The organism is Glutamicibacter sp. MCAF14 (assembly GCF_052114325.1).
GTDB classification, from domain to species: Bacteria; Actinomycetota; Actinomycetes; order Actinomycetales; family Micrococcaceae; genus Glutamicibacter; species Glutamicibacter arilaitensis.
Map to the genome: position 1 here is coordinate 166,377 of NZ_JBFREO010000004.1, position 25,464 is coordinate 191,840.

The 25,464-nt window shown below is 61.6% G+C and carries 29 protein-coding genes; 20 read left to right on the forward strand and 9 right to left on the reverse strand.

Features of this window, described 5'->3' with window-relative positions; all coding sequences use genetic code 11:
* Positions 1 to 143: 143 nt before the first annotated feature.
* Positions 144 to 1,619 carry an SH3 domain-containing protein gene (locus tag AB4Y71_RS08240; protein WP_441719462.1) on the forward strand — a complete coding sequence of 492 codons (1,476 nt, stop codon included), beginning with the start codon at positions 144 to 146 and terminating at the stop codon, positions 1,617 to 1,619.
* Positions 1,620 to 1,702: 83 nt separating this feature from the next.
* Here AB4Y71_RS08240 and AB4Y71_RS08245 read toward each other — a convergent pair whose 3' ends face one another.
* Complete coding sequence (locus AB4Y71_RS08245) at positions 1,703 to 3,022, reverse strand: D-alanyl-D-alanine carboxypeptidase family protein (RefSeq protein ID WP_441719465.1); 1,320 nt, start codon at positions 3,020 to 3,022, stop codon at positions 1,703 to 1,705.
* Between the two features lie 546 nt (positions 3,023 to 3,568).
* On the opposite strand from AB4Y71_RS08245, the gene AB4Y71_RS08250 reads away from it, so the two are divergent.
* On the forward strand, positions 3,569 to 4,084 hold the full coding sequence (locus AB4Y71_RS08250; RefSeq protein WP_134780421.1) for a GNAT family N-acetyltransferase: 516 nt from the start codon (positions 3,569 to 3,571) through the stop codon (positions 4,082 to 4,084).
* A 64-nt stretch (positions 4,085 to 4,148) separates the two neighbouring features.
* Positions 4,149 to 4,625, forward strand: coding sequence for an SRPBCC domain-containing protein (locus tag AB4Y71_RS08255; RefSeq protein WP_441719468.1), 477 nt, complete (start codon positions 4,149 to 4,151; stop codon positions 4,623 to 4,625).
* 12 nt (positions 4,626 to 4,637) lie between these two features.
* On the opposite strand, the gene AB4Y71_RS08260 is transcribed toward AB4Y71_RS08255, so the two are convergent.
* The 8 genes from AB4Y71_RS08260 to AB4Y71_RS08295 all read right to left on the reverse strand — a co-directional run bounded on the left by AB4Y71_RS08260 (position 4,638) and on the right by AB4Y71_RS08295 (position 11,029).
* Positions 4,638 to 5,231, reverse strand: a complete 594-nt coding sequence (locus tag AB4Y71_RS08260; protein ID WP_441719471.1) for a dihydrofolate reductase family protein — start codon at positions 5,229 to 5,231, stop codon at positions 4,638 to 4,640.
* A gap of 111 nt (positions 5,232 to 5,342) precedes the next feature.
* A complete protein-coding gene (locus tag AB4Y71_RS08265) occupies positions 5,343 to 6,032 on the reverse strand; it encodes a hypothetical protein (protein ID WP_441719474.1) in 690 nt (229 codons plus the stop codon).
* A 124-nt stretch (positions 6,033 to 6,156) separates the two neighbouring features.
* Positions 6,157 to 6,615, reverse strand: a complete 459-nt coding sequence (locus tag AB4Y71_RS08270) for a MarR family winged helix-turn-helix transcriptional regulator (RefSeq protein WP_441719477.1) — start codon at positions 6,613 to 6,615, stop codon at positions 6,157 to 6,159.
* Positions 6,599 to 7,732 (reverse strand): LLM class flavin-dependent oxidoreductase, encoded by a 1,134-nt coding sequence (locus AB4Y71_RS08275; RefSeq protein ID WP_441719480.1) that lies wholly within the window; start codon positions 7,730 to 7,732, stop codon positions 6,599 to 6,601. The genes AB4Y71_RS08270 and AB4Y71_RS08275 overlap by 17 nt, the downstream gene beginning before the upstream one ends.
* A 141-nt stretch (positions 7,733 to 7,873) precedes the next feature.
* Positions 7,874 to 8,248: a flagellar assembly protein FliW gene (locus tag AB4Y71_RS08280; RefSeq protein ID WP_441719483.1), complete on the reverse strand. Its 375-nt coding sequence runs from the start codon at positions 8,246 to 8,248 to the stop codon at positions 7,874 to 7,876.
* On the reverse strand, positions 8,245 to 9,120 hold the full coding sequence (gene flgL, locus AB4Y71_RS08285) for a flagellar hook-associated protein FlgL (RefSeq protein WP_441719486.1): 876 nt from the start codon (positions 9,118 to 9,120) through the stop codon (positions 8,245 to 8,247). Before flgL ends, AB4Y71_RS08280 begins: the two co-directional genes overlap by 4 nt.
* Positions 9,121 to 9,130: 10 nt before the next feature.
* The gene (gene flgK, locus AB4Y71_RS08290) at positions 9,131 to 10,528 is read right to left on the reverse strand and encodes a flagellar hook-associated protein FlgK (RefSeq protein WP_441719488.1); all 1,398 of its coding nucleotides are present in this window, start codon (positions 10,526 to 10,528) and stop codon (positions 9,131 to 9,133) included.
* A gap of 9 nt (positions 10,529 to 10,537) precedes the next feature.
* A complete protein-coding gene (locus tag AB4Y71_RS08295) occupies positions 10,538 to 11,029 on the reverse strand; it encodes a flagellar protein FlgN (RefSeq protein ID WP_441719491.1) in 492 nt (163 codons plus the stop codon).
* Positions 11,030 to 11,305: 276 nt separating this feature from the next.
* On the opposite strand from AB4Y71_RS08295, the gene AB4Y71_RS08300 reads away from it, so the two are divergent.
* The 17 genes from AB4Y71_RS08300 (at position 11,306) to AB4Y71_RS08380 (ending at position 25,452) form a co-directional block, all read left to right on the forward strand.
* The gene (locus tag AB4Y71_RS08300; RefSeq protein ID WP_441719494.1) at positions 11,306 to 12,145 is read left to right on the forward strand and encodes a sigma-70 family RNA polymerase sigma factor; all 840 of its coding nucleotides are present in this window, start codon (positions 11,306 to 11,308) and stop codon (positions 12,143 to 12,145) included.
* A gap of 103 nt (positions 12,146 to 12,248) precedes the next feature.
* Entirely contained in the window at positions 12,249 to 13,094 is an 846-nt protein-coding gene (locus AB4Y71_RS08305) for a flagellin N-terminal helical domain-containing protein (RefSeq protein ID WP_441719497.1), read from the forward strand.
* A gap of 160 nt (positions 13,095 to 13,254) precedes the next feature.
* Positions 13,255 to 14,559 carry a flagellar filament capping protein FliD gene (gene fliD, locus AB4Y71_RS08310; RefSeq protein WP_441719500.1) on the forward strand — a complete coding sequence of 435 codons (1,305 nt, stop codon included), beginning with the start codon at positions 13,255 to 13,257 and terminating at the stop codon, positions 14,557 to 14,559.
* The gene (gene fliS / locus AB4Y71_RS08315; protein WP_441719503.1) at positions 14,559 to 14,972 is read left to right on the forward strand and encodes a flagellar export chaperone FliS; all 414 of its coding nucleotides are present in this window, start codon (positions 14,559 to 14,561) and stop codon (positions 14,970 to 14,972) included. The genes fliD and fliS overlap by 1 nt, the downstream gene beginning before the upstream one ends.
* Positions 14,962 to 15,288 (forward strand): hypothetical protein, encoded by a 327-nt coding sequence (locus AB4Y71_RS08320; protein ID WP_441719506.1) that lies wholly within the window; start codon positions 14,962 to 14,964, stop codon positions 15,286 to 15,288. Before fliS ends, AB4Y71_RS08320 begins: the two co-directional genes overlap by 11 nt.
* Before the next feature lie 125 nt (positions 15,289 to 15,413).
* Positions 15,414 to 15,755, forward strand: a complete 342-nt coding sequence (locus tag AB4Y71_RS08325; protein WP_441719509.1) for a flagellar basal body rod protein FlgB — start codon at positions 15,414 to 15,416, stop codon at positions 15,753 to 15,755.
* Positions 15,752 to 16,144: a flagellar basal body rod protein FlgC gene (locus AB4Y71_RS08330; protein WP_441719511.1), complete on the forward strand. Its 393-nt coding sequence runs from the start codon at positions 15,752 to 15,754 to the stop codon at positions 16,142 to 16,144. Before AB4Y71_RS08325 ends, AB4Y71_RS08330 begins: the two co-directional genes overlap by 4 nt.
* Complete coding sequence (gene fliE / locus AB4Y71_RS08335; RefSeq protein WP_441719514.1) at positions 16,144 to 16,449, forward strand: flagellar hook-basal body complex protein FliE; 306 nt, start codon at positions 16,144 to 16,146, stop codon at positions 16,447 to 16,449. Before AB4Y71_RS08330 ends, fliE begins: the two co-directional genes overlap by 1 nt.
* Positions 16,449 to 18,053, forward strand: coding sequence for a flagellar basal-body MS-ring/collar protein FliF (fliF, locus tag AB4Y71_RS08340; protein ID WP_441719517.1), 1,605 nt, complete (start codon positions 16,449 to 16,451; stop codon positions 18,051 to 18,053). Before fliE ends, fliF begins: the two co-directional genes overlap by 1 nt.
* A complete protein-coding gene (gene fliG, locus AB4Y71_RS08345) occupies positions 18,050 to 19,072 on the forward strand; it encodes a flagellar motor switch protein FliG (protein ID WP_441719519.1) in 1,023 nt (340 codons plus the stop codon). The genes fliF and fliG overlap by 4 nt, the downstream gene beginning before the upstream one ends.
* The gene (locus tag AB4Y71_RS08350) at positions 19,056 to 19,670 is read left to right on the forward strand and encodes a FliH/SctL family protein (RefSeq protein WP_441719522.1); all 615 of its coding nucleotides are present in this window, start codon (positions 19,056 to 19,058) and stop codon (positions 19,668 to 19,670) included. The genes fliG and AB4Y71_RS08350 overlap by 17 nt, the downstream gene beginning before the upstream one ends.
* The gene (locus AB4Y71_RS08355; RefSeq protein WP_441719525.1) at positions 19,667 to 20,989 is read left to right on the forward strand and encodes a FliI/YscN family ATPase; all 1,323 of its coding nucleotides are present in this window, start codon (positions 19,667 to 19,669) and stop codon (positions 20,987 to 20,989) included. The genes AB4Y71_RS08350 and AB4Y71_RS08355 overlap by 4 nt, the downstream gene beginning before the upstream one ends.
* Complete coding sequence (locus tag AB4Y71_RS08360; protein ID WP_441719528.1) at positions 20,989 to 21,411, forward strand: flagellar FliJ family protein; 423 nt, start codon at positions 20,989 to 20,991, stop codon at positions 21,409 to 21,411. The genes AB4Y71_RS08355 and AB4Y71_RS08360 overlap by 1 nt, the downstream gene beginning before the upstream one ends.
* Positions 21,408 to 22,166 (forward strand): C40 family peptidase, encoded by a 759-nt coding sequence (locus AB4Y71_RS08365; RefSeq protein WP_441719531.1) that lies wholly within the window; start codon positions 21,408 to 21,410, stop codon positions 22,164 to 22,166. The genes AB4Y71_RS08360 and AB4Y71_RS08365 overlap by 4 nt, the downstream gene beginning before the upstream one ends.
* Positions 22,163 to 23,731 carry a hypothetical protein gene (locus tag AB4Y71_RS08370; RefSeq protein ID WP_441719533.1) on the forward strand — a complete coding sequence of 523 codons (1,569 nt, stop codon included), beginning with the start codon at positions 22,163 to 22,165 and terminating at the stop codon, positions 23,729 to 23,731. The genes AB4Y71_RS08365 and AB4Y71_RS08370 overlap by 4 nt, the downstream gene beginning before the upstream one ends.
* Before the next feature lie 16 nt (positions 23,732 to 23,747).
* Complete coding sequence (locus AB4Y71_RS08375; protein WP_441719535.1) at positions 23,748 to 24,224, forward strand: flagellar hook assembly protein FlgD; 477 nt, start codon at positions 23,748 to 23,750, stop codon at positions 24,222 to 24,224.
* Between the two features lie 46 nt (positions 24,225 to 24,270).
* Entirely contained in the window at positions 24,271 to 25,452 is a 1,182-nt protein-coding gene (locus AB4Y71_RS08380) for a flagellar hook protein FlgE (protein ID WP_441719538.1), read from the forward strand.
* Positions 25,453 to 25,464: the final 12 nt, after the last annotated feature.

Genomic DNA, 25,464 nt, shown 5'->3' on the forward strand with positions numbered 1-25,464 from the left:
GAATACTCTTTTGGAGTTTCAAGTAACCGGGATTTCCTGGAGAAAATGCACTGCCATTTCCATCCTGCACCAACCATTCAGTCCACTGCTGTGCTGAGTGGCGCGCAGGAAATCTGGCTTCCGAGGATGAAGTTGAAGGGCTTATGAAGATTCCTGGACGCACCGCTGCGCTGGCACTGGCCATGACCATGACCGTCGGAACCGGCGCGCAAGCGTATGCCGCACCCGTTGCGGCTTCCCAAGTGCCCAGCGCGCTGCCGGCAACCGGGCCTGCAATCAAGTCCGTGAAGTCTTCGGTGGCCAAGCGGACCACCGCAAACCTGCGTTTGCGAGCTAAGTCCACGTTGCAATCAAGCACCCTGCGAGTCATTCCCAATGGCGCCAAGGTAGCCGTGCTTGATACCAAAGGATCCTGGGATAAAGTCCGCTACTCCGGGATGACCGGCTGGTCCCACAACTCCTACCTCCATGCTCTGGCCGGTGCATCGAAAACTCCGAGCCAAACGGCTCGCTTCACCACAGCCAATTTGAACCTGCGCGCTGGAGCTGGCACCAATCACCGTTCCCTAGGAGTAATTCCCCAGGGTGGGAAGGTCACGTTGCACCGGGTATCGGGCAACTGGGCCCAGGTGACTTCTTCCAAGGGCAGCGGATGGGTCAGCCGCCTGTACCTGAGCAGCAGTGCGCAGCCAAGCATTCCGAAGAAACAAGAAAAGCCTTCGGCCCCAAAGCAGAGCCAGAAGTACGCATACGCTTCAGCTTTCCTGAACCTGCGTGCCGGAGCTGGTACCAGCCATCGTTCCATCGGCGTGATCCCGAAGGGCGAGAAAGTCGCCGTCCTGGCAACCTCCAGAGGCTGGTCCAAGGTCCGCTCCAGCAAGGGCGCAGGCTGGTCCAGCAGCGCTTATCTGGTTTCCAAGGCCCCCGATTCGAACAAGCATGACGCGACCCCGGTAGAGCGCGACAAGCCGCAGTCGGAACATCAGATTAGCCCCACAGGCGGCAGCGCCCGCTACACCAAGACAAATTTGAACTTGCGTTCCGGGGCTGGCGTCAACCACCGTTCCCTGGGCGTCATCTCTAAGGGCGAGAAGCTCACCGTACACCTGAGCACCTCAGGGTGGTCCAAAGTCACTTCTTCCAAAGGCACCGGTTACGTCAGTTCCAAGTACCTTTCTGTTGGCAAGCCAACCGCCGAGATCAAGAGCGTGCGCCCTGACACCCAGCGGGTCATGGACACCGTCCGCCGGCTGTTCAGCGGAGACTACACGTCTTTCGGAACCATTCGTCCAGGCTCGGTAGGGCACAGCTCTGGACGGGCCGTGGATGTGATGATTTCCCGCTACAACAGCGCTGGCGGCGTCCAAGCTGGCGACCGCATCGCCCGATTCCTGATCGATAACCGCAGTCAGCTCGGCGTCAGCTACCTGATCTGGCAGGACCAGATCTGGCTTGGTGCGCAAAAGGGCTGGGAACCGTACTCGACTTCGGGCAAGTACGGCACGCACCTGTCCAAGAACTGGAACGACACCAGCAGGCACATGGACCACATCCACGTGGAAACCCACGGTTCCTCGGCCCGAGGCGGAGCGCTGGATTACAGCGCCTTGAACGACTAGGCCGAAGCAACTGTTCGCTGGGAATTAAAGCAAAATGCCTGGCCTTGGAATGGAATTCCAAGGCCAGGCATTCATGCAGGAGATCAACGCAGGTATTTGCCTGACACCCAGCCGTTCTTGCCTGCGTACTTCACTGGGTACCAGCCGGACTTCTTCGCCCCGCGGATGCTCACCTTCTTGCCCTTGGGAATAGTGAGGATCACTCGCTTGCTCGTTCCGGCGCCACTGCGCATGTTCAAGTTCGCGATGGTCTTCTTGGAAGCAGAGCTCGAGGACTTGGGGTCGGAGGACTTCGGAGAATGAGTCGAAGAGGAGAAGCTTCGCAGGTAGGTACCTGAGACCCAGCCGTTCTTGCCTGCGTACTTCACTGGGTACCAGCCGGACTTCTTTGCCCCGCGAATGGCGACCTTCTTGCCTTGCGGGATAGTCAGGACAACGCGATGGCTGGTGCCCGCCCCGGTGCGCATGTTCAAGTTTGCGCTGGTCTTTGCAGACTTGGCATTGCTGGTGTTTTGCTTCGGGGTGCTCTTCTTCGATTCCTTCTTTGGCTTCGAAGGCATTGAAATGCTGCTCAGGTACTTGCCTGAAACCCAACCGGTGCGGGAGCTGTAACGCACCTGGTACCAGCCGGACTTCTTCGAACCGGTCAGCTGCACGCTCTTGCCCCGTGGGATGGTCAGCAAGACGCGGTTGCCGGTGCCAGCCCCGGTGCGCATATTCAGGTTGGCCGTGGTGCGTGCGGTGCCCTTGGCATTCTTGGTGTTGTTCTTCGGGCTGCTGCCGGAGACGCCGTAGTAGGCCTCAAGGCTCTTGGCCCCGGAGCTCTTGTAGCTCTTGGCAAGCGAGGTGCCTAGGTAGCGGAAGTGCCATGGTTCGTAGGAGTAGCCGGTGACAGACTCCTGTCCCTTGCCATAGCGCATGATGAAGCCGTACTTGTGGCTGTTCTTGCCGACCCACTTGCCCACCGGAGTGTTGGCGAAGCAGGCCTGCAGTCCGCAGGCACCGTTGGCATTGCCGACGTCGATGGCCAGGCCGGTCTGGTGCTCACTGGTTCCCGGGACCGCAGAGATGCGCGAGGCGTAGCTCTTGCCGTAAATGCGGGTGTAGTAGTTGAACAGTTCGGCCTGGCGGTTATACGAACGGTAGCCGCTCACTGCACGGATCTTCACGCCATCCTTGGCAGCGGCCTTGGCCATCTTGTTGTAGGCTTTCGCCGCCGAAGAGCGAAGCCGTACGTTGGAGCCCTGGATCGCTACCGTCTTGGGAGCATACTTCTTGGGACTCAGCGGGTACTTCTTGTTGACGAAGACATCATCCTTCGCCGGGTTGCGCTGGATCTTCTTGGCAGCGATCTGAACTGATGCGTCGACGCTCAACGCTGGGGCCTGAACCTGGATGCTCACGGGCGCAGGTGCCGCAGCGGCCGCTGGCGTAGCCGGTAGCAGAGTGGCGAACAGTGCAGCTGACAGCGTGGCAGTAAGGGAAAGTTTGAAAGCACTAGGCTTCGTCATGGAATTCTCCGTGATAGGTGTCAAGCGATGCGACCCCTATTCCATCATTGATAGCTACTTGCTTCAAGACGTTAGTGCATTCGGTAGAGAATGGGTAGGTAGATGGGCAGGTGATTATTCGCCGCATACCGGCCAACGTATTTCGCGGTGAAACCCTGTGATCACTCCGGATTCCCGAAATTGATGGAACTCCGAATTTCCGGTGCCACTTGTGCCCATGTAGCCTTGCGCCGCAGGTTCAAGCTGAATCTCATGCAATGCCCGTGCCTTGGATGCGCGGATAGCACTGGAACTAAAAGTGAGTCAATGATTGAACTGAAGTACGTCACTAAGTCAGCGTTATCTTTGCTTCTAGTGGGGATGGAAGCGGGTCAAATTGGTTGATGAACGCGAGGAATCAATTTTCCTAGACTCGCGAGATTTGGTAGGTTTGCGTGCATGCGTATCCGTCCAGAAGTCTTCGATGACCGAGCCGCGGTGTATGCATTGACGCATGCAGCGTTTGCTGGGATTGATCCGATGGTCGAGCCAGAAGAAGTCGGGCTGCTGCAGAACCTGTTCAACTGCGAGCAATATGATTCACGCTTTTCCATCGTGGCATTAGATAACACGGCCGTGATTGGACACGTCATTGCAACCTGGGGTGAAGTTGAAGGCGAAGCCCTCTTGGGCCTGGGTCCACTGGCCGTGGCACCGGAATACCAGCATCGTGGTGTCGGCTCGATTCTGATGCAAGAAATTCACGACAAGGCCGAGGAAGAACGCGTTAGCGGCATTGTCTTACTTGGGGCACCGGCTTACTATCGCCGTTTTGGATACGGCCCAGCGCAAGCGCAGGGAATCATTCCTACCCAGAGCACGTGGGGCGAACACTTCATGGTTCGCGTTTTCGACGAGGCCCGTCTGCCACGGGGAACATTCAACTATGCCAAGCCTTTTCGTTCCGACCGCTAAAATTTCACTTTGAAAATTTGCAGAAGCATTGCCTGTGCGGGGCATCAGGCGTAAACCATAAAGTATGGAACCGCTCGAAGAACTCAATGAACTGTCATTTAGCGTGAAAGGCTTTATTTCAAAGTCTGTCAGGCAGGTCTACGACGCTGTTGCCGATACCGAACAGCTCTCGCATTACTTCACCACCGGTGGAGCCCAAGGATATCTGGCAACCGGTGCTACGGTGACGTGGGATTTCCATGATTATCCCGGCGCTTTTCCGGTGCATGTTCTTGAAGCAGAAGTGGGGAAGAAGATCGTATTGCGGTGGGGCGGTCAGGAAACGCTCGCGTCCGATGGGATGAACACCGTCACCTTCGAATTCACCTCCGAGTCCGAGAGCTCACGTACCAAGGTCGTGATTACCGAATCGGGTTGGAAACCTACTGCCGCCGGTATCCAAGCGGCCTTTGGGAACTGTGAAGGATGGACCGGAATGCTTGCCGCCATGAAAGCCTGGCTGGAGCATGGGATCAACCTGCGCGAGGATTTCTACAAATAACCCAATCGGCACTTAGCGCCGGCGCTGATAGTAGACATGCGTTGCCAGAGTGGTCTCGCGATGATTCGTGCGGTCCATATGCATTTCGATGTCTTCAACGGTAATTGCCTCACCTTGCCCCAAACGGATTGGTGCAATATGAAGGCGGAGTTCGTCAATCAGCCCAGCGCGCAGGAACTGCACGATTGTTTGAGCTCCGCCGGCGATAGCCACAGGACGCTCGCCCGCGGCATCCTGCGCCTGGCAGAGCGCTTCTTCGATTCCCTGGGTGATGAATTGGAAGGAAGTTCCGCCTTCCAAGCATAGGGTCGGCTTGTGATGATGGGTCAAAACGAAAACCGGCGCATGATACGGCGGGTTATCACCCCACCAGCCAATCCAGTCGGCCTGTTCGTCGCCCGACGGCGGGCCGAACATGTTTTGTCCCATGATGAACGCCGAAGCGTCGGTGATGGCCGCGATCTCGGTCGCGTTCTCTTTGGTTTGCTCGAACTGCCAGCGGTGCAAGTCTTCACCACCGTCACCGAGCGGGTGCTGCATGCTTTGCCTTGCGCCGGCACAGAATCCGTCGAGGGAAACGGTGACATCGCAATGAACTGGTCCCATGGCAAGAGCCTCGATTCAACCTGTGTGCTGGTGGCCGGATGGCTACTTCAACAGTGAACCCGCTGGCAGGCAGATGCAAGAGTAATGAGGGAAGGTAATAATTCTGTTGGGCTAGGCTTGGGCATCCTTGGGAATACCGGCCGTGTTCCATAGAGAGGCGTGGTGCTTCTGGATCAAGGCGGCTTCCAGCAGCAGCGCGGCCTTGCGGTGGATGCAGATCACCCAGCGACCCTCAAGATTCAACCGGTCGATGGACTGGCGTGCCACCTGCTGAATGGTGCGCGGTTCACCGCGCTCGGCTTCGTCGAGCAGTCCGCGCAGCCATTGGGGATCAGCCAAGCCTAGGTCAAAGGCGTACTTGCCCATTCCAGAGGTAGCGCCCTTGCCGCTGGAGTAGATCTTCAGCCGGCCCTTGATTCCTTTGCCGCTGCGCTCACCGGCCTGGCCTACGTAGATTGGTTCTTGTCCGCGTTCGCACTCACCGGCGAAACGGAACATGTACACGCCGGGAGCAACCGGAGCAGAATCAACTGTCTGTTCAAAAGAATTCCACTCTGACCATTCCAGGGATTCAATGGTTTGCTCATCAATGGCTTTGAGCTCGATGTTCAGCGCTGGCGCGCCGGCAAATCGAAGCTGTGTCAGCAATGATTCGGACACATGCCAGTTTCCTCCGGGCTGTGGTGGTTTTTGCACGGCACCCTTGGGGCGATGCTGGCGGAGGTAACTGCGCAAATCCTTGGTTTCTACGCCCAGGGTGCTGGCAGCTTCGTCCAAGCCCAGTAGCTTTTCGTCCTTCAAGAGTGTTCTGCCTTCTATGCGCCGAGATCGATCAGTTTCCGCTGATTCAATCTAATCCCATGAGATGCCCAAGAGCTCGGAAGGAGCAGCCCTATGGCATGTCCTTCCGAGCCGCGTGGAATGCTTACTGCACTGCTTGCCGCAGTTTATTGCTCAAGCGTTCCAACTCATGGAATTCGTCTTCACTTAGTGCACAGCCTAATAGCTTGTGCAGATGCTTCACATGCTCCCTGCCGATGTCCTGCTGGAGCTTGCGGCCCTTCTCGGTTAGCGAGAGCTGCATGGCGCGGTGATCATCAGGATCTGCCTCGCGTACCACCAGCTCCTGGTCTTCCAAGCGGTTGACCATGCGGCTTAGACTCGGCTGCGAAATGAGCAGCTGCTTATTCAAATCCACCATCCGGCTCTTGCCGCCCGGGCAGGTCCGCAAATTGAAAAGCACGTCATACTCGCGCATGGACAGCTTGCCGAACTCGGGCATTGCGGTGATTTCACGCATGACCGCCACCTGCGCCCGGAAAAGTGCTTCCCAGGCGTCGATGGTGACCTTCAATGAGGCTGCTGGATTACTGGTCCCGGTCACTGACTTCAGGCTCCTTGATGTTTGCTTGCTCAGCTTCTAGTTTAGCGTTGCGAGCAGCAACCAATCCCTGGTGGGTAGGAGCTGGCGTCAGGTCCTTTGGTGCGCGGGATTCCATTTCCTTGCGCAGCTCAGGCAGGACGTACTCGCCAAACATATCCAGCTGGTTCAGCACGGTCTTCAGCGGCAGGCCTGCGTGGTCGATCAGGAACAGCTGGCGCTGGTAACTGCCGAAGTACTCCTGGAAGGTCAGGGTCTTTTCCAGCACCTGCTGCGGGGATCCGACGGTCAGCGGGGTCTGGGCGGTGAAGTCTTCCAACGACGGGCCATGGCCGTACACCGGGGCGTTATCGAAGTACGGGCGGAACTCCTTGACTGCCTGCTGTGAATCCTTGGCCATGTAGAACTGACCGCCAAGGCCCACGACTGCCTGATCTGCCCGGCCATGTCCGTAGTGCTCGTAGCGCTCGCGGTAAAGGTTGATCAGCTGCTGGTAGTGCTCCTTTGGCCAGAAGATATTGTTGGCGAAGAAGCCGTCACCGTAGTAGGCGGCGATTTCGGCAACCTGCGGGGTGCGGATCGAGCCGTGCCACACGAATGGTGCCACATCGTCCAGCGGCCGCGGGGTGGAAGTGAAGTTCTGCAGGGGAGTGCGGAACTTTCCTTCCCAGTTCACTACATCCTCATCCCACAGGCGGCGCAGCAGGTGGTAGTTCTCCACGGTCAGGTTCACTGAGTCCTGCATGTTCTTGCCGAACCATGGGTAGACAGGGCCGGTGTTGCCGCGGCCGAGCACCAGATCCACGCGGCCGTCGGCCAGGTGCTGGAGCATGGCGAAGTCCTCGGCGATCTTCACCGGGTCATTGGTGGTGATCAGCGTGGTGGTGGTTGAAAGGATGATGCGCTTAGTCTGCGCAGCGATGTAGGCCAGCGTGGTGGTGGGGGATGAAGAGAAGAATGGACGGTTATGGTGCTCGCCGATGGCGTAGACATCCATGCCGATTTCTTCGACCTTCTTGGCGATGGCTACCTGGGCGTCGATGCGCTCTTTTTCGGTAGGGATGCGGCCGGTGGTGGGGTCGCGGGTGATGTCGCTGACTGAGAATGCTCCGAATTGCATGTCCACTCCTGTTGCTACGGTGCAAGTGCTTTGTCCTGCTACCAATTTATATGCGTATGCATGTAATAACAAGTTGATGCGTCAAATATTCCCGGAACGCTTCGAGGCTCGATATGCTGCCTGAAATAAGCCTCGGCATGGCTACTGGGGCAAATCGTAGCGCAGGGGCCAATCCTGGGTGTCGAGCAATGCCTGCAGGCATTGGCCCGAGGACATGTTGACGATCAACGGGGCATACAGGTTCACGCTCGGCTGCCGCCTGGCGGTGGTGACCACAGCCAGTACTGCCAGGGCACGAGGATCCGGATTGCCGATCAACCCCAGCTGCTCGGCGGAAAATGAGGGGGCATAGTGGGGAACATGCATGGATGTATCCAAGACGAACCAGCGCAATTGCGGCATCTGCTGCGAGGTTACCGAGAACAGCCCGGCGGCGCCTTCAACTTGCTTGAGGTCCAAGGCGGAAGCTTCGGGAAAACCGGGCAGTGCGGCAGCGGGTATCAGCACCTGGCTCATCTCAGGAAATCCATCAACGAGGGCTGCAAGGTGCGCGCAGCGGCCGATAGCGCGGCTTGGTATGCCACTTCCTGGGTTTTCAGATTCAGGATTGCCGAGGCCAGATCGATATCCTCTGTGCTGGCCCTGCGGGCTTCCAAACTTACCGAATCGGCCAACAGGCTTTCGCTGGCAGACAGCACCGCAGCATGGCGTGCGCCAACGGTCGAATGGGTGGCTAGGATGTTCTGCAGATGCGCGTCCACCTGCGCGATGCGTGCCGAAACATTGGTTCCGGTGCGCAGGTCCGCGGCTATGGCGCCGATCAAGGCGAAGACGCTGCTTGGTCCTTCACCGAAGGCTGCAGTGCCGCTGGAATCGATGCGGATGGTCGTGGCCGGGCCAATGCGTCGTTCTACCGCAGCGCTGGCGGAAAATTCCATGTTCTCGCCCACCGCAGCGGGCGCATCCGAAGTGCCGGCGAACACGTGGCGTCCGTTGTACTGGGCGTTGGCTGCGGAGATCAACGACTCGGCCAATTGTTCCAGTTCTGAAGCGATGGCGTCGCGCGCCGTGGCCGGCAAGGCCCCGTCATTGGCGCCTTTAACCGTCAGATCGCGGACTTTTTGCATCAGGTTCGTGGCCGTGGCCAATGCTGTGTCGGTGGTTGCCAACCAGCCGTTGGCATCCTCAGCATTGCGTGCAAACTGTTCATTGCGGCGCTGTTCGGCGCGCACTGCCATGATGTCTGCCGCGGCAACCGGGTTGTCGCTGGGTCGGCTGATTTCCTTGTGCGATCCGATCTTGTCCTGGATGCTGGCCAACCGGGCTGCGGCCGCATTTAAATTGCGTTCGGAGTTGAAAGCCAGGGAGGCGGTGGTAATTCTCGTCATCTCGGTATTCCTATCGTCCTACCAGTCCAGTGCGGTTGATCAGGGTGTCCAGCATTTCATCTACTGCCGTCAGTACGCGTGCTGCGCCCTGGAAGGCATGCTGGTTGCTGATCAAGGCAACATTCTCTTCATCGAGGGACACCGCGGAGGCGGCATGCCGCGCGGATAGGGCCGCATCCGCAGCGATTGCGCTGGAGAGCGCTTGGTCTGCTTCAGAATGCGTGGAATTGGCGATGTGCAGAACCATTGTGGACCACAACTTATCCGGTCCGCCGGCCTTGCTGGCAAGATCGGCCAATTGCTGGGCATTGGAGCCATCCAGCGCCCCGTTGCCCGGGGAGGCGGAAGCTAGTTCATCTGCGCTGGCAACCAGCACGCGCAGGCTGGCCGCCGGATGCTGCGTGTCGAATTCGAAGAAATCCGAGCCGGCCTCTCCGTTCACTGTTTGCCCGGCTGCATGGACCTCATTGACGGAGGCAGCCAAGGCGGAAGCCACTGCGTCCAAGGACGCGGCCGCAGCGGCCAGAGGGCCCGAAACGGTGGACAGCACTGCTATCCCGCCGGCAATGCTGCCCGATTCGAAGGTCACCATGCTGCCCGGGCGGTGGTTCCAGCTGACAACCAGTGGTGCACCATCCATCGCCTCGCCGCCCGATAGCTCCAGCGAACGAGCGGTGGTCCCGGTAACCAGGGGATTACCGTCGATGAGCACATCGAGGCTTCCATCCGGATGCTCTCGCACCGTAGCTCCAGTATGCTGGGCAATGCGCTGGGCAAGCTGGGAACGCTGGTCAAGCAAGGCATTGGGCACGCTCCCTGATGCGAGGGCGGAACGGATCTCGCCATTGAGCGCAGCCAGTGTAGTTGCGGAAGAATTCACGTCCGCAACCCAGGTACCTATGTTTTGCCGCCGGGCTGCCCACTGGACCTCGATTTCCGAGTTCATCTGGCCGATGCGGTCGGCAACGGTCCTGGCTGTCTGGATCAGCACGGTCGCGGCTCCGGCCTCGCCAGGCTGATTGGCAACATCGTCCCAGCCAGCCCAGAAATTGTTCAGCAAAGCCGAGAGGCCGTCTTCGCCCGGTTCGCGCAGGGTGCCTTCGAGGTCGGACATGGACTGGGCCACGATGTCGCCTTGGGCTGCCAAAGCCACAGTTCCGCGGACCCTGGCGTCGAGGCTCGCGTCGGCCAAGCGCGCGATGCCGGAGAGAACGACGCCCTGGCCCACCCGGGTCGGCGCGGCAAGCCTGCCGGTCGAAGCCAGCGGCTCGGCAGCCGACAGCTCGGCGCGCTGCCTGGTATAGCCGGGGGTTGCGACATTGGCGAGATTATTCCCGGCAATTTCCATGCCGGCTCGCGCGGCGTTGAGTCCCGAGAGGGCCGTGTACAAGTTTCCAAAGGTGCTCATCTGAAATCCTTACAGGCTGGTGTCGATGATTTGTGCGTCGGCGTGGCCGGTACCGGCTGAGCCGGTCGGACCGTAGGCACCAGTATGGTCCTCGATATTCGAGAGCGCTTCTTGCGTGGAGCGGCGAACTGCCCGGAGGTACTGGGCATTTGAGTCCCGGACAGTGGCGATGACTGCAGTGATTTCGCGCAGGGCGCCTAAGTGCGAGGTGAGGATCTCGCCCCACGGACCATCAGGGGCATGCTCGGCGAGTTCGGAGAGCGTGGCCCCGGGGCTGATATCCCAATCGCTGGCGACCTGCCGCGCGACCAAGGCGCGCTTCAGACCCACGTGGTGAACCCGCTCAAGTACTTTTTCAATTTCACTGGTAGCCCGGGCAACCCACTCCGCTTTGCCGGCAACCAGCAGTAAATTCAATTCCTCGAGCTTGAAGCGCAGCAATTCGAGGGTCTCGCGTTCTTCGAATAGCAACCCTGATAATTCATTAACCCGAATGCCCATGATTCTCCATTCCGGGATTCCACAATATTCCCCAGTGGTAAACACTATCGCGTGATTTATACTATCGGTCGAAGGCCTCGACATGTTAGGCAACTAAGCGAAAGCACTCCACGAAGAGGGGTGCTCCATTGCTGCCGAGCAGGATTTCAAACACGGGTTTTGCGCTTAACTGGATATTTTGATAATTTTCCGGGGAAGCTCTAAGGTTTGAATGAGTTTGTTGTTCGGGATCGTTGAATTTGCGGTCCCGAAGCATGAGGATAAGGGATTTCGGCTATGGAACTAGCTGCGCGCAATGAGATGGTCATGGCCAATCTTCCCCTGGTGGGATACCTTGCTTCCGAACTCTGTGCCAAGGCCACTCACCTTTCCCGCGAGGATATGGTTTCAGTCGGCACTATAGCCATGATCTCTGCCTCCGAGTCCTTCGATCCATCGTTCGGGGTGCCCTTTGGAGCCTACGCGCGCCGGCGCATCCTCGGAGCCTTTGCTGACGAAATGCGTGCCGGCGATTGGGCCACCCGCGGCGCGCGCAAGAAGATCACCCAGACTCGCAGCATCCAGGACACGCTCACTGCGGCTCTTGGACGCCAGCCGTCCACAGCGGAACTTTCCGCAGCCTTGGGCGTGAATGAATCGGAAGTCCGCTCCGTGCTCACGGATGCAGCCCGCACAGTGGTGGCATTGGACGAAACAATGTACGACTACCTCGAATCCGGCCAAGGCACGCCCGAGGGCGAGCTGCTGGACCGCGAGCACCGCCAGATAATCAACCATGCCATTGAGTCCTTGCCCGAAAAAATGCGGATCCTGATCCAGCGGCTCTACTTCGAGGGGGCGACGGTAAAGCAGATCGCCGCTGAATCCGGAGTCACCCACTCTGCGGTGTCGCAGCAGCGCAGCGCAGCGATGAAACTGCTCCATGAAGCACTGCAGAGCAACTACCTCACCGAGAAGCAACCCCTTCCCGAAGCGCGCCTGACCAAATCCGCAGCGTTGCGCCGAGAACAATACCTTGTCGAATTCTCACGGCGAGCTATGGGCAAGGTCGGACGCAAACTCGATACCCTGCTGGATGACGATCCGGCGGTCCTGCGATCCCCCCGGGTTGTATAACCAGAAGCAATAGCTAACCGCCCGCGTGCAAGAGCCGATAGTTGCCACTGAAGTCCACGGATGGACCTCAGTTAAAACACCCGCTCTCACGGAGGATAACACTATGGGTATGCAGATCAACACCAACACTGCGGCGCTGAACGCGCACCGCAACCTTTCCAACACCCAGAACGACCTGTCCAAGTCGCTGGAGAAGCTCTCCTCGGGCCTGCGCATCAACCGCGCCGCCGATGACGCCGCAGGCCTGTCCATCGCAGAAGGCCTGCGCTCGCAGGTCAACGGCATGAACGTCGCGGCACGCAACGCCCAGGACGGCATCTCGGTCATCCAGACCGCAGAAGGCGCACTGTCAGAGGTCCACTCGATCCTGCAGCGCGTTCGCGACCTGACCGTCCAGGCAGGTAACGACTCGAACAACGGCGAATCGCGTGCGGCCATCAAGACCGAAATCGACGCCCTTGGCGAAGAGCTCACCCGAATCGGCAACTCCACCAACTTCAACGGCATCTCGCTGCTGAACGGTGCCGGGGCCGGCGACGGCACCGGCAACATGACCTTCCAGGTGGGCGCAGGATCTACCGCCAATGACCAGATCTCGGTCGACCTGACCGGTGCAGACGTGCTGGCAGTTGGAACGGCTGTTTCAGGGCTGACCGTGGATTCCGCCGCCAACTCATTGCTGGCGATCGACGCTGTGGATACGCAGATCGCCAATGTGTCCTCGGCGCGTTCGGACCTCGGTGCGGTGCAGAACCGCTTCGAGACCGCCATCAACTCGCTAAACGTCACCCGCGAGAACCTGCAGGCTGCGGAGTCCCGCATCCGCGATGTTGACATGGCAGCGGAGATGGTGGCCTTCACCCGCTCGAACATCCTGTCCCAGGCCGGTACCGCCATGCTCGCGCAGGCCAACCAGTCCAACCAGGGCGTTCTGCAGCTGCTGGGCTAAGCGCCAGCCAGCTGATCGCTGCCGGGCCAAGGTGCAGGCTGACTGCATTTTGGCCCGGCACAGCAACTTGACCTTGCGCCGTCGCGATCCGAACGCTGCGGAAATCACGCGCGAGGACCCACCCACCACGAGTAATTCTTGATGCAGGAGCCGAAGGTCCATGGGACTATCACTTGACGGGTTGGCCAGTGGCCTGGACAGCACGACCCTGATCAACTCGCTGATGCAGGTCGAAGCCATTCCGCAGAACCTGCTGAAGAACAAGGTCAACGCGTCGCAAACCATGGTTTCGGCACTGCAGGCGTTGAACACCAAGGTCGCCGAACTGGCCGCACTGTCGACCAAGCTGGCCGATCCGGCCGCCATCCAGCGATTCACCGCCACCTCGAGTTCCGATGCTGTAACGCTGGAAGCCTCGCAGTCCGCCGCCGCGGGATCGCTGGAAATCACGGTGACGCAGCTGGCACAAAACCAGGTCTTGGTCACCGATCCCATCACGCAATGGGACAGCAATCAATTCAACATTACGGTCGCCGGGCAGCCATACTCCATCACCGCGGATTCAGCATCCATAGATGATGTTGTTACCGCGGTCAATGCCTCCGAAGCTGGCATCCAGGCAACCAAATTCGATGCGGGGAACGGCGAATACCGGATCCAATTCTCCGCCGCCGGTACCGGCGCGGCCAATTCGTTCCAGATCGGCGGGACCAGCGTCCCCCTGACCCAAATTCAGGCTGCCCAGGATGCGGAGGTCCTCCTGTGGGCCGGCACCGCCGCGGAGCAAAAGATCACTTCCGCCTCGAACACCTTCACCGGTCTGCTGCCCGGTGTCGACGTGGACGTTGCCAAAGTCTCTGCCGATCCGGTCAAGCTGACCGTCACCCAGGATGCCGAGGCCACCGCCAAGGAAGTTTCGTCCCTGGTTGACTCGCTCAATGGACTGTTCACCTTCATTGCCGGCAACTCTGCGGTGAGCATCGGCACCGGCGGGGCGACTAAGGCAATGATCTTCACCGGCGATAGCACGGTGCGCTCAATCAAGCAGCGGATCATGGATGCCGCCTACTTGCCGGTCGACGGCATGTCGCCCTCCGAAGCGGGCATTTCCATTACCAAGGACGGCAAGCTCGAATTCGACACGGAGAAATTCTCCAAGATGCTCGCTGCGGACCCGGCCAAGGCGCAGCAACTGGTTGCAACGATTGCTTCGCGGGTCTCAGCGGCCAGCAGAGATTTGTCCGACAAATACGACGGGGCCATCACCGCGCGCATCAAGGGCCAGGAGTCGGCCATTAACCGGCTCAATGACCAAATCCTGGACTGGGACCAGCGGCTGGACCAGCGTGAGGCTTCGCTCAAGAGGATCTACGCGGCATTGGAAGTCCAGATGAGCAACATGAATGCACAACAGTCCTACCTTGCTTCGCAACTAGCCTCCCTGCCCACCACCAAGGACAAGTGATGACCAACCCATCCCGCAAACTCGCGCAGCTCAATCGCGAAGCCATCCTCTCCGCCAGTCCGGCGAAGCTGTTGACCATGCTCTATGACCGGTTGCTGCTGGACCTGAACCGCGCACGCACCGCGCTGCAGGAAGAAAACTGGTCCGAGGCCAGGGAAAACCTGATCCATGCGCAGTCGATCATTGCCGAGCTCGCAGCCTCCCTTGACGACACGAAATGGTCTGGCGCTCCGGGGCAGCGCGGGATCTACGCCTTTGCCACACAGCTGCTCATTGATGCCAACACCAAACGGGATACGCAACTGGCCAGCCAGTGCATCGCTTTGCTGGATCCGCTGCGCGAAGCCTGGCACCTGGCCGCTTCCGCACCAGCCGCAGCGGGCATTGCTGAACGCGGCGTCAATGTCGGTTAGCGCCGATCAGCTGCAGATCCGGATTTGGGAAGAATACCTTGACGAGCTCGAGGCCCGGTACGCGCGGATGGCCGCTGAATTGCTGTTCGATGATCTGCTGCTCGAATACGAACCCGAAATCTGGATCCCACCCACTCATCTGGGCCAGTTGCCCGTGCAGCTCGCCGCGCGCGTGCGGGAACTGCTGGTGCAGCAAGGCGATCTCGCAGCTGCGCATGAACGCCGCCGCAATGCCGTCGCCCGCCAGTGGCGCGCTGTTGCCAGCGTTCCCCGGCCGGAAGAATGCTCTGCCGTGTACCTGGATGCAACGAGCTGAAGCTTTAAGCTAACCGGGCACCTGCGGCTGCCGAGAGTTAGCAATGTCATGGGGGAGCATGGATCGCTCGCAAGCCCCGTTGCCCATGGAAGGGCCCAGCACCAAGACCCTGGAGCACTAACGTCTTGTTTGATTCCGTCACGTCCTTGTCGCTGGAAAGCGCACTGGACTCCTTGGCACTGCGCCAGCGCGCCATCGCCAACAACATTGCGAATGTGAATACCCCCGGCTACCAAGCCCGCAGGGTGCAATTCGAATCCGCCCTGGCCGATTCCATTGCCCAAGGCGACGGCCAGGCCACCGCAAGCCTATCGCGCTCCCTGGAACCAACGCGACTGGATGGATCCAACGTCAATCTCGATACCGAAACGCTGTCGAATGTCGACACCGTGCTGCGCTACCAATTCGCATCACAGGCTGCTTCAGGCCCTTTTAATTCGATCCGCACCGCCTTAAGGAGCAGTTGATGTTCGATGCCATAGGAATCGCCGGAACGGGACTGGCGGTGCATCGCAAATGGCTTGACTCCGTGGCCGATAACCTGGCCAATGTGAACACGGCCACGTCTACCGATGGGGAAGCCTTCCGCGCGAAGTACGTAGTCGCCCAGGCCGGGGAAGAAAACGGCGTATACGTTCGCGGCATTGAACAGGGCGACGCGCAGGGCCGGATCGTGCATGAGCCGGACCACCCGCTAGCTGACGGCGAGGGCAATGTCCGCTATCCGGATATCGACCTCTCCGAGCAAATGGGCTCGCTGGTCATGGCGCAGCGCGGCTACCAGGTCAACGCGGCTGTAGTGGACCGGGCCCGAGACAGCTACCAGGCAGCCTTGCAGATTGGACGTGGACAGTAATGGCCTTTGGAATCAATGCCGTCTCCGCGGTGGCTCCCACCCAGTCCACCGGTTATATCGCCGGAACGAAACCAGCCACGGACGGCAGCGAATTCGCTGCCGCGCTGGGCGGTGCGCTGGACGAAGTCCAGCAGCTGCAAGCCACCTCGAATGACATGGCGCTCAAGGCCGTCACCGGCGACCTGACCGACATCCACACCGCCACCTTGGCTTCGGCCCGCGCATCCCTGGCACTTGAAATGGCCGCGACCTTCCGCAACCGGGGAATAGAAGCCTTCAACGAGATCATGAGGATGCAAGCCTAGTGGCCGCACTGCCTAAACCCCTTGCACAACTTGGCCAGAGCATTCGCGGCTTCACACTGGCCCAGCGCACCATCGCCATCATCGGCCTAGCCGTCCTGGCGCTGGGTACCATTGCCCTGGTGAATTTTGCCAGCCAACCGAAAATGACTCCGCTGTTCACCGGCCTTTCGGCCGAAGATGCTGCCGGCATCGTGGAGCAGCTGCAAGCAGATTCCGTGCCCTATGAAATCACCGGTGCCGGTGGAACCATTCTGGTGCCCCAGGAGAATGTCTACGAATCCCGGCTGAAGGCCGCAACTGCCGGTTTCCCCAGCGGCAGCACCACAGGATATTCGCTGCTGGATCAAATGGGCGTGACCTCTTCGGAGTTCCAGCAGAGCGTCACCTACAAACGTGCGTTGGAAGGCGAATTGGCGACCACCATCATGGCCATGGATTCAATCAGCATGGCATCGGTCAAGCTCGCCATCCCAGAGCAAACAGTATTCGTCGACACCGCCACGAGCCCGACCGCCTCGATTTTCGTGGAAACCAAGCCAAACGCCACGCTTACCGGAGACCAAGTGCAGTCCATCGTGCACCTGACCTCGGCCGCCGTGGACGGGCTGAAACCCGTGGACGTCTCGGTAGTTGACGCACAGGGCAACCTGCTCTCCGCAGCCGGAATGGGCATGGGTGGAACGGCGGGCAAGCAGGCCTCCGAGTACGAGCAGCGTGTCTCCAGCATGCTCCAGGGCATGCTGGACCGCGTGGTGGGCCCTGGCAACGCCACGATTGCGATCGCGGCAGATGTGTCATTGGAATCGGCCAGCCGAGTGGAAGAGAGCTTCACCGCACCGGAGGACGACCCCGTGCTCACCGAGACCAGCAAGGAAGAGGACTACGAGGGCACCGGCAGCACAGAAGCCGGAGTCTTGGGCCCGGACAACGTTGCGGTGCCCAACGGCGCCGGGGGCGAGGGAACTTTCACCTCCACAGAGTCCAGCCAGACCAACGCCATTAACAAGGTGACCGAAAATCGGGAGATTCCTTCGGGGATCCTGAACCGGCAAAGCGTTTCAGTGGCCCTGGACTCGGACGCCGTGGGCGATCTGGATATCGAAGAGCTGACCAACATGATCAACGCCGCTGCCGGCATCGATGCCGAACGCAACGACACGGTCAATGTCTCGGTGCTGCCGTTTAGCACCGAAGCCGCCCTCGAAGCGCAACAGTCCCTGCAGGACGCCAGCGATGCCGCCATGCGAGCCCAGGACGCGCAGCTGCTGCGCACCCTGGTGATTGCCGGCGGCGTGGTGCTGGTCCTGGTCCTGCTCGCTGCCTATCTGCTGCTGCGCAGCCGCAACCGCAAGCGCCGCGAGTTGGTGGATCTGGGGGAGCTGCAGGACTTGCGCGAGCTGCGCGACGCTAATGCTGCCGTGTCTCCACTGCCCGAAACCCGGACCACCGCCATGGCCAAGCTCCCCGCCACCACCGGCATCCCAGTGGTTGAAAGCACTGGCCGCGCCGCCAAGCGAGAGCAGCTATCGGCGCTGGCCGAAGCAAATCCCGCGAAAATGGCCGAGCACCTGCGCTCGCTGATGGATGCCAAGGACGGATCATGAACCAGTCGCCGCAGCCGAAAAGCACCGAATTGACCGGCATCCAGAAAGTCGCAGTGTTCTTGATGCAGCTGGAACGCGAACACGCCGCCATGGTGATGCGCCAATTCAACGAATACGAATCGGAGGAAATCGCGGCCGAACTGCTGCGCTTGCAGCGGGTGGATGCCGTCGTGGTGCAAGACACCCTGGATGAAGTCCACGAGATGGCCACCAATTCGCTTTCCGGCGGCCGCGACGCAGCTACCGGGCTGCTGGAAGCCTCCTTCGGCGCCGAGCGCGCAAATTCCGTGATGAACCGCGTGTCCTCATCAATGGCCGGAAGGACCTTTGAATTCCTTGAAGGCACCGAGGCCGCACACGTCGTTTCGCTGCTTGACGGCGAACTGCCGCAAACGGTTGCCCTGGTGCTGGGCTACGTGCGCGCAGAGCTCGCTTCTCAAGTGCTGGCCGGCCTCCCGCCCGAACAGCGCACCCAGACCGCTGCGGCACTGGCCACCATGGGCACAGCCGTACCCGATGCGGTGCGCGTTGTCTCCGAAGAATTGCGCCGTCGCACCGGAACCCTGGTCTCCCGACTCGAACCGGTGGAACAGGTGGGCGGCATCCAGCCGCTGGTGGACATCATCAACCGGTCGGATATCTCCGTGGAGAAGGAACTTCTGGCCTCGCTTGAAGAATATGATGCAGTGCTGGCCCAGGAAGTGGCCTCGCGCCTGCTTTCCTTTGCGGACTTGGTTCGTTTCGAACGCCGCGACATCCAACGCGTGCTGCGCGGGGTGGACGCCACCACGCTGGCGCTGGCGCTCAAGGGAGCTGCCGAAGAGCTCCAGACGGTTATCCGCGAGAATATTTCCGCACGCACCGCCGAACTTCTGGATTCCGAAATCGCCGTCATGGATCGGGTGCGCCTTTCCGAGGTCGAAGCGGCCCGGGCCGATATCGTCCAGCAGATTCGCGTACTGGAAGCCAATGGCGAAATCACCATCAAGCGCGGCGAGGGCGATGAATTTGTCCAGTGAGCAGAAGTTTGTGCCCTCTGCTTTCCGCGCACTGGCCAGCTCGCAACTCGATGCCCAGTTCGCTGCGGCTCGCGCCGAGGGCTATGCCGAAGGCTACGCCACCGGAATTCGAGCCGCCCAGTCCGCCACGCGATCCTTGCACGCACGCCAGGAAGCGCAGCTGGCGCAGGCCGAAGCGTCCCTTCTGCAGGAGCAAGCCCGGATTGCCGGCAGCCTTGACACCGCTGTTGCGGCCATCGGCCGGCTGAGCATTCCGGTGCTCGAGCAGGCCAGCACCGCCCTGGCCAGCGCAGCGCTGGAATTGGCCGAACAGATCCTGGGCACCGTCCTGGATGACCGCAGCTTCGCGGCCCGTAGCGCCCTTGAACGCAGCACGCGCGAGCTGGCGCCTGCCATGATCCGGTGCGTACGGATGAACCCCGGGGACCTTGCGTCGCTCGAACGTGCCGGCAGCCTGCCCGCGGGCATCGCGCTGCTGGCGGACCCGGATTTGCAATCCGGAGATGCCATGGCAGAACTGGAGCATGGATTCCTCGATGCCCGCATTTCCACGGCCCTGCAGCGTGCCGCGGCGGCACTGTCGGGCGGCGGCTCATGAGCGCAGAGCACCGCGACCTGCTGCCGCATTGGTCCTTGGCCCTGCAAGCCGCGTCCGCGCAGCGCGTGGGCACCGTCAGCGAAATGGTGGGTCTGGGCCTGGGCGTTCAAGGATTGGAAGCACCGGTGGGCAGCGTGCTCACCGTGGGCCCCGAGGCCATCGCGGTGGATGTCGTGGCCGCAAACGCCTCGGGCCTGCAGTGCATGCCGCTGTCTGCCACTAACCGCATCCGGCTGGGTGATCCGGTGCGTGCCAGCCTGCACGGAAACGCCATTCCCGCGGGTGCAGGCTTGCTCGGCCGCGTGCTGGACGGCTTGGGCCGGCCGATCGACGGAGCAGGGAGCCTGGGGGAGCACCAGCTGGTGCCACTGGAACAGCCCAGCCCGCCGGCCATGGAGCGCAGCCGCATCGCCGGGCCGCTTTCTCTTGGCGTGCGTGCCCTGGATACCCTGTGCACTGTCGGAGCCGGCCAGCGCATGGGCCTTTTCGCGGGATCCGGCGTGGGCAAGTCCTCGCTGCTGTCGATGATCGCCCGCGGCACCTCCGCCCAGGTGAACGTCATCGCACTGGTGGGAGAGCGCGGCCGCGAGGTGCGCGAATTCCTCGAAGATGATCTGGGAGCCGAGGGACTGGCTCGTTCAGTCGTGGTGGTTTCAACCGCAGATGAGCCAGCCCGCATGCGCCTGCGCGCGGCTCTGGCCGCCACCCGCATCGCCGAGCACTTCCGGGAAGTGGGGATGCAGGTGCTGCTGATGATGGACTCGCTGACCCGCGTGGCCATGGCCCAGCGCGAAATCGGGTTGTCCGCAGGCGAACCGCCAGCAACCCGAGGCTACCCGCCGTCGACCTTCTCCGTGCTTGCCCGGCTGCTGGAACGCGCCGGAACCTCGGCATCCGGCTCCATCACCGGGATCTATACGGTTCTGGTGGACGGGGATGACCACAATGAACCGATTGCCGATTCTGCCCGTTCGCTGCTTGATGGGCATGTGGTGCTCCAGCGCGCCCTGGCCTTGGCCGGGCATTTCCCGTCCATTGACGTACTCGGCTCGGTTTCGCGCGTGGCCTCCAAGATCACCAGCAAAGAGCAGCAGGCCGCGGCGCGTTCGCTGCGCCAGGTGCTGGCCGCGCGGCGCAGCGTCCAGGACCTGATGGACGTGGGAGCCTACCAACGCGGCGCCAACTTGCTGGCCGATGCCGCTGTGGACCACGAGCATTCCATCGACCAGTTCTTGCAACAGGCCCTTGGTGAACCGATGGACTCCGCCCAATCCTGGAATGGCCTGCACCAGCTGCTGGCCGCGATGGAGGTTCGCTGATGGCCGCCGGATTCAGCCTGGCAGGATTGCTGCGCGTGCGCCGGATCAAGGAACGCTCCGCGGCCGGCGACGCGGCCCAAGCAGCCGCGAAGCTGCGCGAGCACCGCAGCCAGCGCGAGCTGCGGCTGCAGGAACTGCACAGCACCGCCGAGGATCCGGTGGACAGCGATTCGCTGCTGGCCATCGCCGCGGCCAGGTCGGCCAGCGGTGCCGCGCTGTCAGATCTGGCGGCGCTGGACGCGATTCTGGAAGGCGCCGCTGCGCAAGCCGATGCCGCCTACCAGCGGGTGCGCATGGAATTGAAGACCGTGGAAAAACTTGAAGAACGGCACAACACGGGGCAACGGGCAGCCCAGTTGCACCGCGAGCAGGCACTGCTCGATGAACTTGCCGGCAGATCGGCAGAAAGGAAACGATCATGAGCTACGCAGATGTATCGGCCCGCATCGGCACGATCGAAGCCAATCTGGCCCGATTCACTGGCAATGCCACGGCCACCAGTCCGGTTCAATCCCTGGCGCGGGCTTCCCCCGCCGGAACGATTTCGGTGGCCATGGCCTCCACCGCCTTGGCGCCCTCGACGGCGGGAGCAGAGTTCACCAAGGTGCTGAACACCGTGCTGAGCCCGGCCACCGTTGCCTCGGCCGCGCAGGCGGATCCGGTCAGCGAGCATTCCCCGGCCACCGGCCGCACCGAGAAGCCGCCGGTTGCCAATCTCGGCGAACCGGAGCCCAACCGCGCAGGCACCGATGGAACGGATGTGGTCGCGCAGTCCAAGAAATACCTAGGTATTCCGTATGTCTGGGGAGGCAACAACCCTGCCATCGGGTTGGACTGCTCTTCCTTCGTGCAGCACACTTTCCGGGATCTGGGCATTGAGTTGCCCCGTGTGGCACGCCAGCAAGCCAAGGAAGGCACAGAAGTGCCTACTTTGGCCCAGGCCAAGCCAGGGGATCTCATCGTGACCCGCGGTGGCGGGCACATCGGCATCTATCTCGGGGACAACAAGATGATCCATGCCCCGCGCCCGGGAGAAACGGTGAGCATCAGGGAACTGTTTGAGAAGGACGCCGACATCATGACCATCCGCCGTATCGTGCCGGCAGCATCGGTCCCGGCTGCCGACGTCGCGGCGCAACGGGCGGCCTTTGAGAATCTTGCGGCAGGTGGCGCATGATCCAGACGAATCTCTTATCGATGTTGCTGCCCCCCGCAGGCACTGGATCCGCATCCGGAGCCCCATCCGCCGCCGTGCCCGCCGATCCGCAGGCCTTCGCGATGCTGCTCACGGAACACCTGGCCGCAGCGCCACCGCGCGACGGCGGCAGCCAGCAGCTGGACACGCCAGATCCTGCGAGTGCACTGGCCGGGCAGGAAACAGCGCAAGCACCGTCCGGATGGACGCCGTTGCTGGCGCAAAACCTGTTGCTCGTTGTCGATCTCAGCGCTGTAGCCGAGAACCGGCCAAACAGCAAACCGGCTGACGACCCTGCCCCAATTTCCGAGGCTGCACTGCCCGACGATGCACTGCGCGACGCTGCACCTTTAACCGGTGGGCCAATTCAGCCAACACGAATCCAGCCAGCCAAGCCAGGCTCGATAGTCCCGATCTTGGATGGCAGCGGCACCCCTGCGGAGCCTGTGCCTGCGGAATTTGGACTCGGCGTACCTTCTGCTGGCAGCAGCACCGGAGCTGGCACCGCCACACCAACGGTTCCCGAACTCATGCCCACGGCCCCCGCCCACGCGGCGGCTGCCCCCGGCACCCACGGAACTGCGTCATTGGCACCAGCCCAACTTCCTGCTGTCGGGAATCAAGAAGGCCTGCATCCAGCCGGGATAGCTGGATCGGCGACCGAGCCGGCAACAGACCACGCAGTGCACGGACTGGCGGTCCGGGCCGAGCAAACCGGCCAGGCGCCGCGGAATGGTGCTATCGCGTCGCCTGCCGCTGGGCCGCCCGCGACTTCCATGCCGTCCATCACCGGGAGATCCGTTGCCGAATTGTTCACGGAGGCAGTTCCAGATTCTGCCTCTGAGGCATGGCCGGTGCAGCAGCATCCAATTGCCCCACCCTCAGCAGAAGCACCTGCAACGGCCGGAGTTCCTGCAGCGGCGGGTCATCCCAGTATTGCCGCAACCGCAGTGCCTGCCACCAGCGGCTTGCCTGCCTCGGAACCGTTGGCAGCTGCGCCCGCTGGTGCACCTGCCGGTGCGGGCAGGCATGCAGCCGCCGCCCAGAGCCTGCACCGCCAGCTGGCTGCACCCATCGCGGCAGTGCTCACCGAGGAGAACGGGGTACGGGTCATAACCGTTCAGGTGGCCCCCGAAACCCTGGGGCCAGTCACCGTCAGCGCCCGGTGGGGTGCTGACGGGTTGAAGCTGGATCTCTTCGCGCCCAGCGAACTGGGCCGGGAGAACTTGCGGGCCGTGCTGCCCGAACTGCGCCGGGAGTTCGCGATGCTCGGACAAGGCAGCGTGCAGGTACTCACCGCATCCGCATCGCCCGAGCACGGCGCGGCCCCTAGCCCGGCTGGAGCAGGTTCCGGCCAGCACCCTGGCAGCGCTTCCGGGCAGCCGGGCCAGCCCGCGCCACAGCCAGGGGCCGGAGACAGCGGGAGCAACGGAGGGGCCCCGAGCCGTGGCGCCGCAGATCCGGTAGCCGGACCAGGCGAAACTGCCGCGGCATCTGAAGATTACGACCTGCGGCCGATGCCGGCCGGACTTGACCTATTGGCCTGAAACGAAAGATGAACCGATGAGTATTACCCCTGTGGCGCCCTCTGCTCCGGCTGGAACCTCCGAGCCGATGCGCGCACCGAAGCAGTCCATGGATTCGGAAGTGTTCTTGCATCTGCTGGTGACCCAGCTGGCCAACCAGGACCCGAGCACCCCGATGGATACGAACCAGATGATCTCGCAAACAGCGCAGCTGTCCTCGATGGAACGGCTGAACACGCTGGCTGAAGCCCAGCGCAGCTCCCTGGACATCCAGCAGCGCACCGCGGCTGCCGCATTGATCGGGCAGCACGTCACCTCGGCTGGCGAACCGCCGATGCGGGGAATTGTCACCGCAGTGTCCTTCACCGCGCAGGGCCCAGTGCTCAGCGTGGGCCAGCAGAAGCTCGCCCTGGAGCAGGTCGCCAAGGTGACGCCTGCCACGGTTGGCGCCGTACCAGCCAATCCCGCCAATCCTGACCCAGCTGATCCCGTCAATCCCGAACCTGCGGCTTAGCAGCACCTTAGCCACACCAGCGAACCACCTAGCAGAAAGTAGCACCATGCTCCGCTCCCTGTACTCCGGAATCTCGGGCCTGCGCGCCCACCAGACGATGCTCGACGCTACCGGCAACAACATCTCCAACGTGAACACTACGGGCTTCAAATCTTCGTCGGTGCAGTTCCAGGACACCTTGTCCCAAATCACCCAGGGCGCCACCGGGCCGGACGCGGACCGCGGAGGTTCCAACCCGGCCCAGGTGGGCCTGGGCGTGCAGGTGGCCGGCATCTCCACCAACTTCACCCAGGGCTCCAGCCAGAACACCGGGCGCGCTACCGACATGATGATTTCCGGGGACGGATTCTTCGTCACCCGCAGCGGCAACACTACCGGCCTGACCCGTGCCGGGGCCTTCGATTTCGATGCCAACGGACGCTTGGTCAGCCCCGACGGGGGATTGGTCCAGGGCTGGATGGCCGGGCCCAACGGCCAGCTGGCCGCCGGCGGCGAAGTCACCGACATCACGCTGCCCAACAACCTGGTGGCGCCCGGACGGGCATCGAGCCAGGCCGCGGTCTCCGGGAATCTTCCGAAGGACACCGCCGTGGGACAGAGCTTGGTCCGCGACGCCCAGGTCTTTGCCGCCGACGGTTCGGAAAGCACCCTGACCTTGGAATTCACCCGCACCGGCACCGGCTGGCGGGTCGATGGAACCCACGGCGGGTCCGGGGCCACCGCCACCCAGAACCTAGCCGAGAACGCCAACGGCGCTTTGGCCGCCGGCGGTCCGCTGACCGTCGGCGGTGTCGCGGTCGACCTCGCGGCGCTCACCGGCTTCACCGGCCTGAACACCGCCAGCATCGAAGGAGTGGACGGCAACGCCGCTGGAACGCTGGAAGGCTTCTCGCTGGGTTCGGACGGCTCGCTGACCGGCAGCTTCTCCAACGGCGTGCAGCAGGTGGTGGCACAGATCGCTATCGGCAATGTCACCAACCCGGCAGGCTTGTCCAAGGCAGGCGGCTCCAGCTACACGTTGACCGGAAACTCAGGGGAACTGCAGCTGGGCACCGCCGGCAGCCCGGGCTTCGGCTCGGTGGCTGGGGGCATGCTGGAAATGTCCAATGTGGATCTCTCTCAGGAATTCACCAACCTGATCGTTGCCCAGCGCGGATTCCAAGCCAATGCCCGCATCATCACCACCAGCGACGAGCTGCTTCAGGAACTGTCCAACCTCAAGCGCTAGCGGCAGCTGGCT

Excerpts from the sequence above, each read along its gene's own strand:
- AB4Y71_RS08240 (WP_441719462.1), top strand. The coding sequence starts at position 144 with ATGAAGATTCCTGGACGCACCGCTGCGCTGGCACTGGCCATGACCATG.
- AB4Y71_RS08250 (WP_134780421.1), top strand. The coding sequence starts at position 3,569 with ATGCGTATCCGTCCAGAAGTCTTCGATGACCGAGCCGCGGTGTATGCA.
- AB4Y71_RS08255 (WP_441719468.1), top strand. The coding sequence starts at position 4,149 with ATGGAACCGCTCGAAGAACTCAATGAACTGTCATTTAGCGTGAAAGGC.
- AB4Y71_RS08260 (WP_441719471.1), bottom strand. The coding sequence starts at position 5,231 with ATGGGACCAGTTCATTGCGATGTCACCGTTTCCCTCGACGGATTCTGT.
- AB4Y71_RS08275 (WP_441719480.1), bottom strand. The coding sequence starts at position 7,732 with ATGCAATTCGGAGCATTCTCAGTCAGCGACATCACCCGCGACCCCACC.
- AB4Y71_RS08280 (WP_441719483.1), bottom strand. The coding sequence starts at position 8,248 with ATGAGCCAGGTGCTGATACCCGCTGCCGCACTGCCCGGTTTTCCCGAA.
- flgL (WP_441719486.1), bottom strand. The coding sequence starts at position 9,120 with ATGACGAGAATTACCACCGCCTCCCTGGCTTTCAACTCCGAACGCAAT.
- flgK (WP_441719488.1), bottom strand. The coding sequence starts at position 10,528 with ATGAGCACCTTTGGAAACTTGTACACGGCCCTCTCGGGACTCAACGCC.
- AB4Y71_RS08295 (WP_441719491.1), bottom strand. The coding sequence starts at position 11,029 with ATGGGCATTCGGGTTAATGAATTATCAGGGTTGCTATTCGAAGAACGC.
- AB4Y71_RS08300 (WP_441719494.1), top strand. The coding sequence starts at position 11,306 with ATGGAACTAGCTGCGCGCAATGAGATGGTCATGGCCAATCTTCCCCTG.
- AB4Y71_RS08305 (WP_441719497.1), top strand. The coding sequence starts at position 12,249 with ATGGGTATGCAGATCAACACCAACACTGCGGCGCTGAACGCGCACCGC.
- fliD (WP_441719500.1), top strand. The coding sequence starts at position 13,255 with ATGGGACTATCACTTGACGGGTTGGCCAGTGGCCTGGACAGCACGACC.
- fliS (WP_441719503.1), top strand. The coding sequence starts at position 14,559 with ATGACCAACCCATCCCGCAAACTCGCGCAGCTCAATCGCGAAGCCATC.
- AB4Y71_RS08320 (WP_441719506.1), top strand. The coding sequence starts at position 14,962 with ATGTCGGTTAGCGCCGATCAGCTGCAGATCCGGATTTGGGAAGAATAC.
- fliE (WP_441719514.1), top strand. The coding sequence starts at position 16,144 with ATGGCCTTTGGAATCAATGCCGTCTCCGCGGTGGCTCCCACCCAGTCC.
- fliG (WP_441719519.1), top strand. The coding sequence starts at position 18,050 with ATGAACCAGTCGCCGCAGCCGAAAAGCACCGAATTGACCGGCATCCAG.
- AB4Y71_RS08350 (WP_441719522.1), top strand. The coding sequence starts at position 19,056 with ATGAATTTGTCCAGTGAGCAGAAGTTTGTGCCCTCTGCTTTCCGCGCA.
- AB4Y71_RS08355 (WP_441719525.1), top strand. The coding sequence starts at position 19,667 with ATGAGCGCAGAGCACCGCGACCTGCTGCCGCATTGGTCCTTGGCCCTG.
- AB4Y71_RS08360 (WP_441719528.1), top strand. The coding sequence starts at position 20,989 with ATGGCCGCCGGATTCAGCCTGGCAGGATTGCTGCGCGTGCGCCGGATC.
- AB4Y71_RS08365 (WP_441719531.1), top strand. The coding sequence starts at position 21,408 with ATGAGCTACGCAGATGTATCGGCCCGCATCGGCACGATCGAAGCCAAT.
- AB4Y71_RS08370 (WP_441719533.1), top strand. The coding sequence starts at position 22,163 with ATGATCCAGACGAATCTCTTATCGATGTTGCTGCCCCCCGCAGGCACT.
- AB4Y71_RS08375 (WP_441719535.1), top strand. The coding sequence starts at position 23,748 with ATGAGTATTACCCCTGTGGCGCCCTCTGCTCCGGCTGGAACCTCCGAG.
- AB4Y71_RS08380 (WP_441719538.1), top strand. The coding sequence starts at position 24,271 with ATGCTCCGCTCCCTGTACTCCGGAATCTCGGGCCTGCGCGCCCACCAG.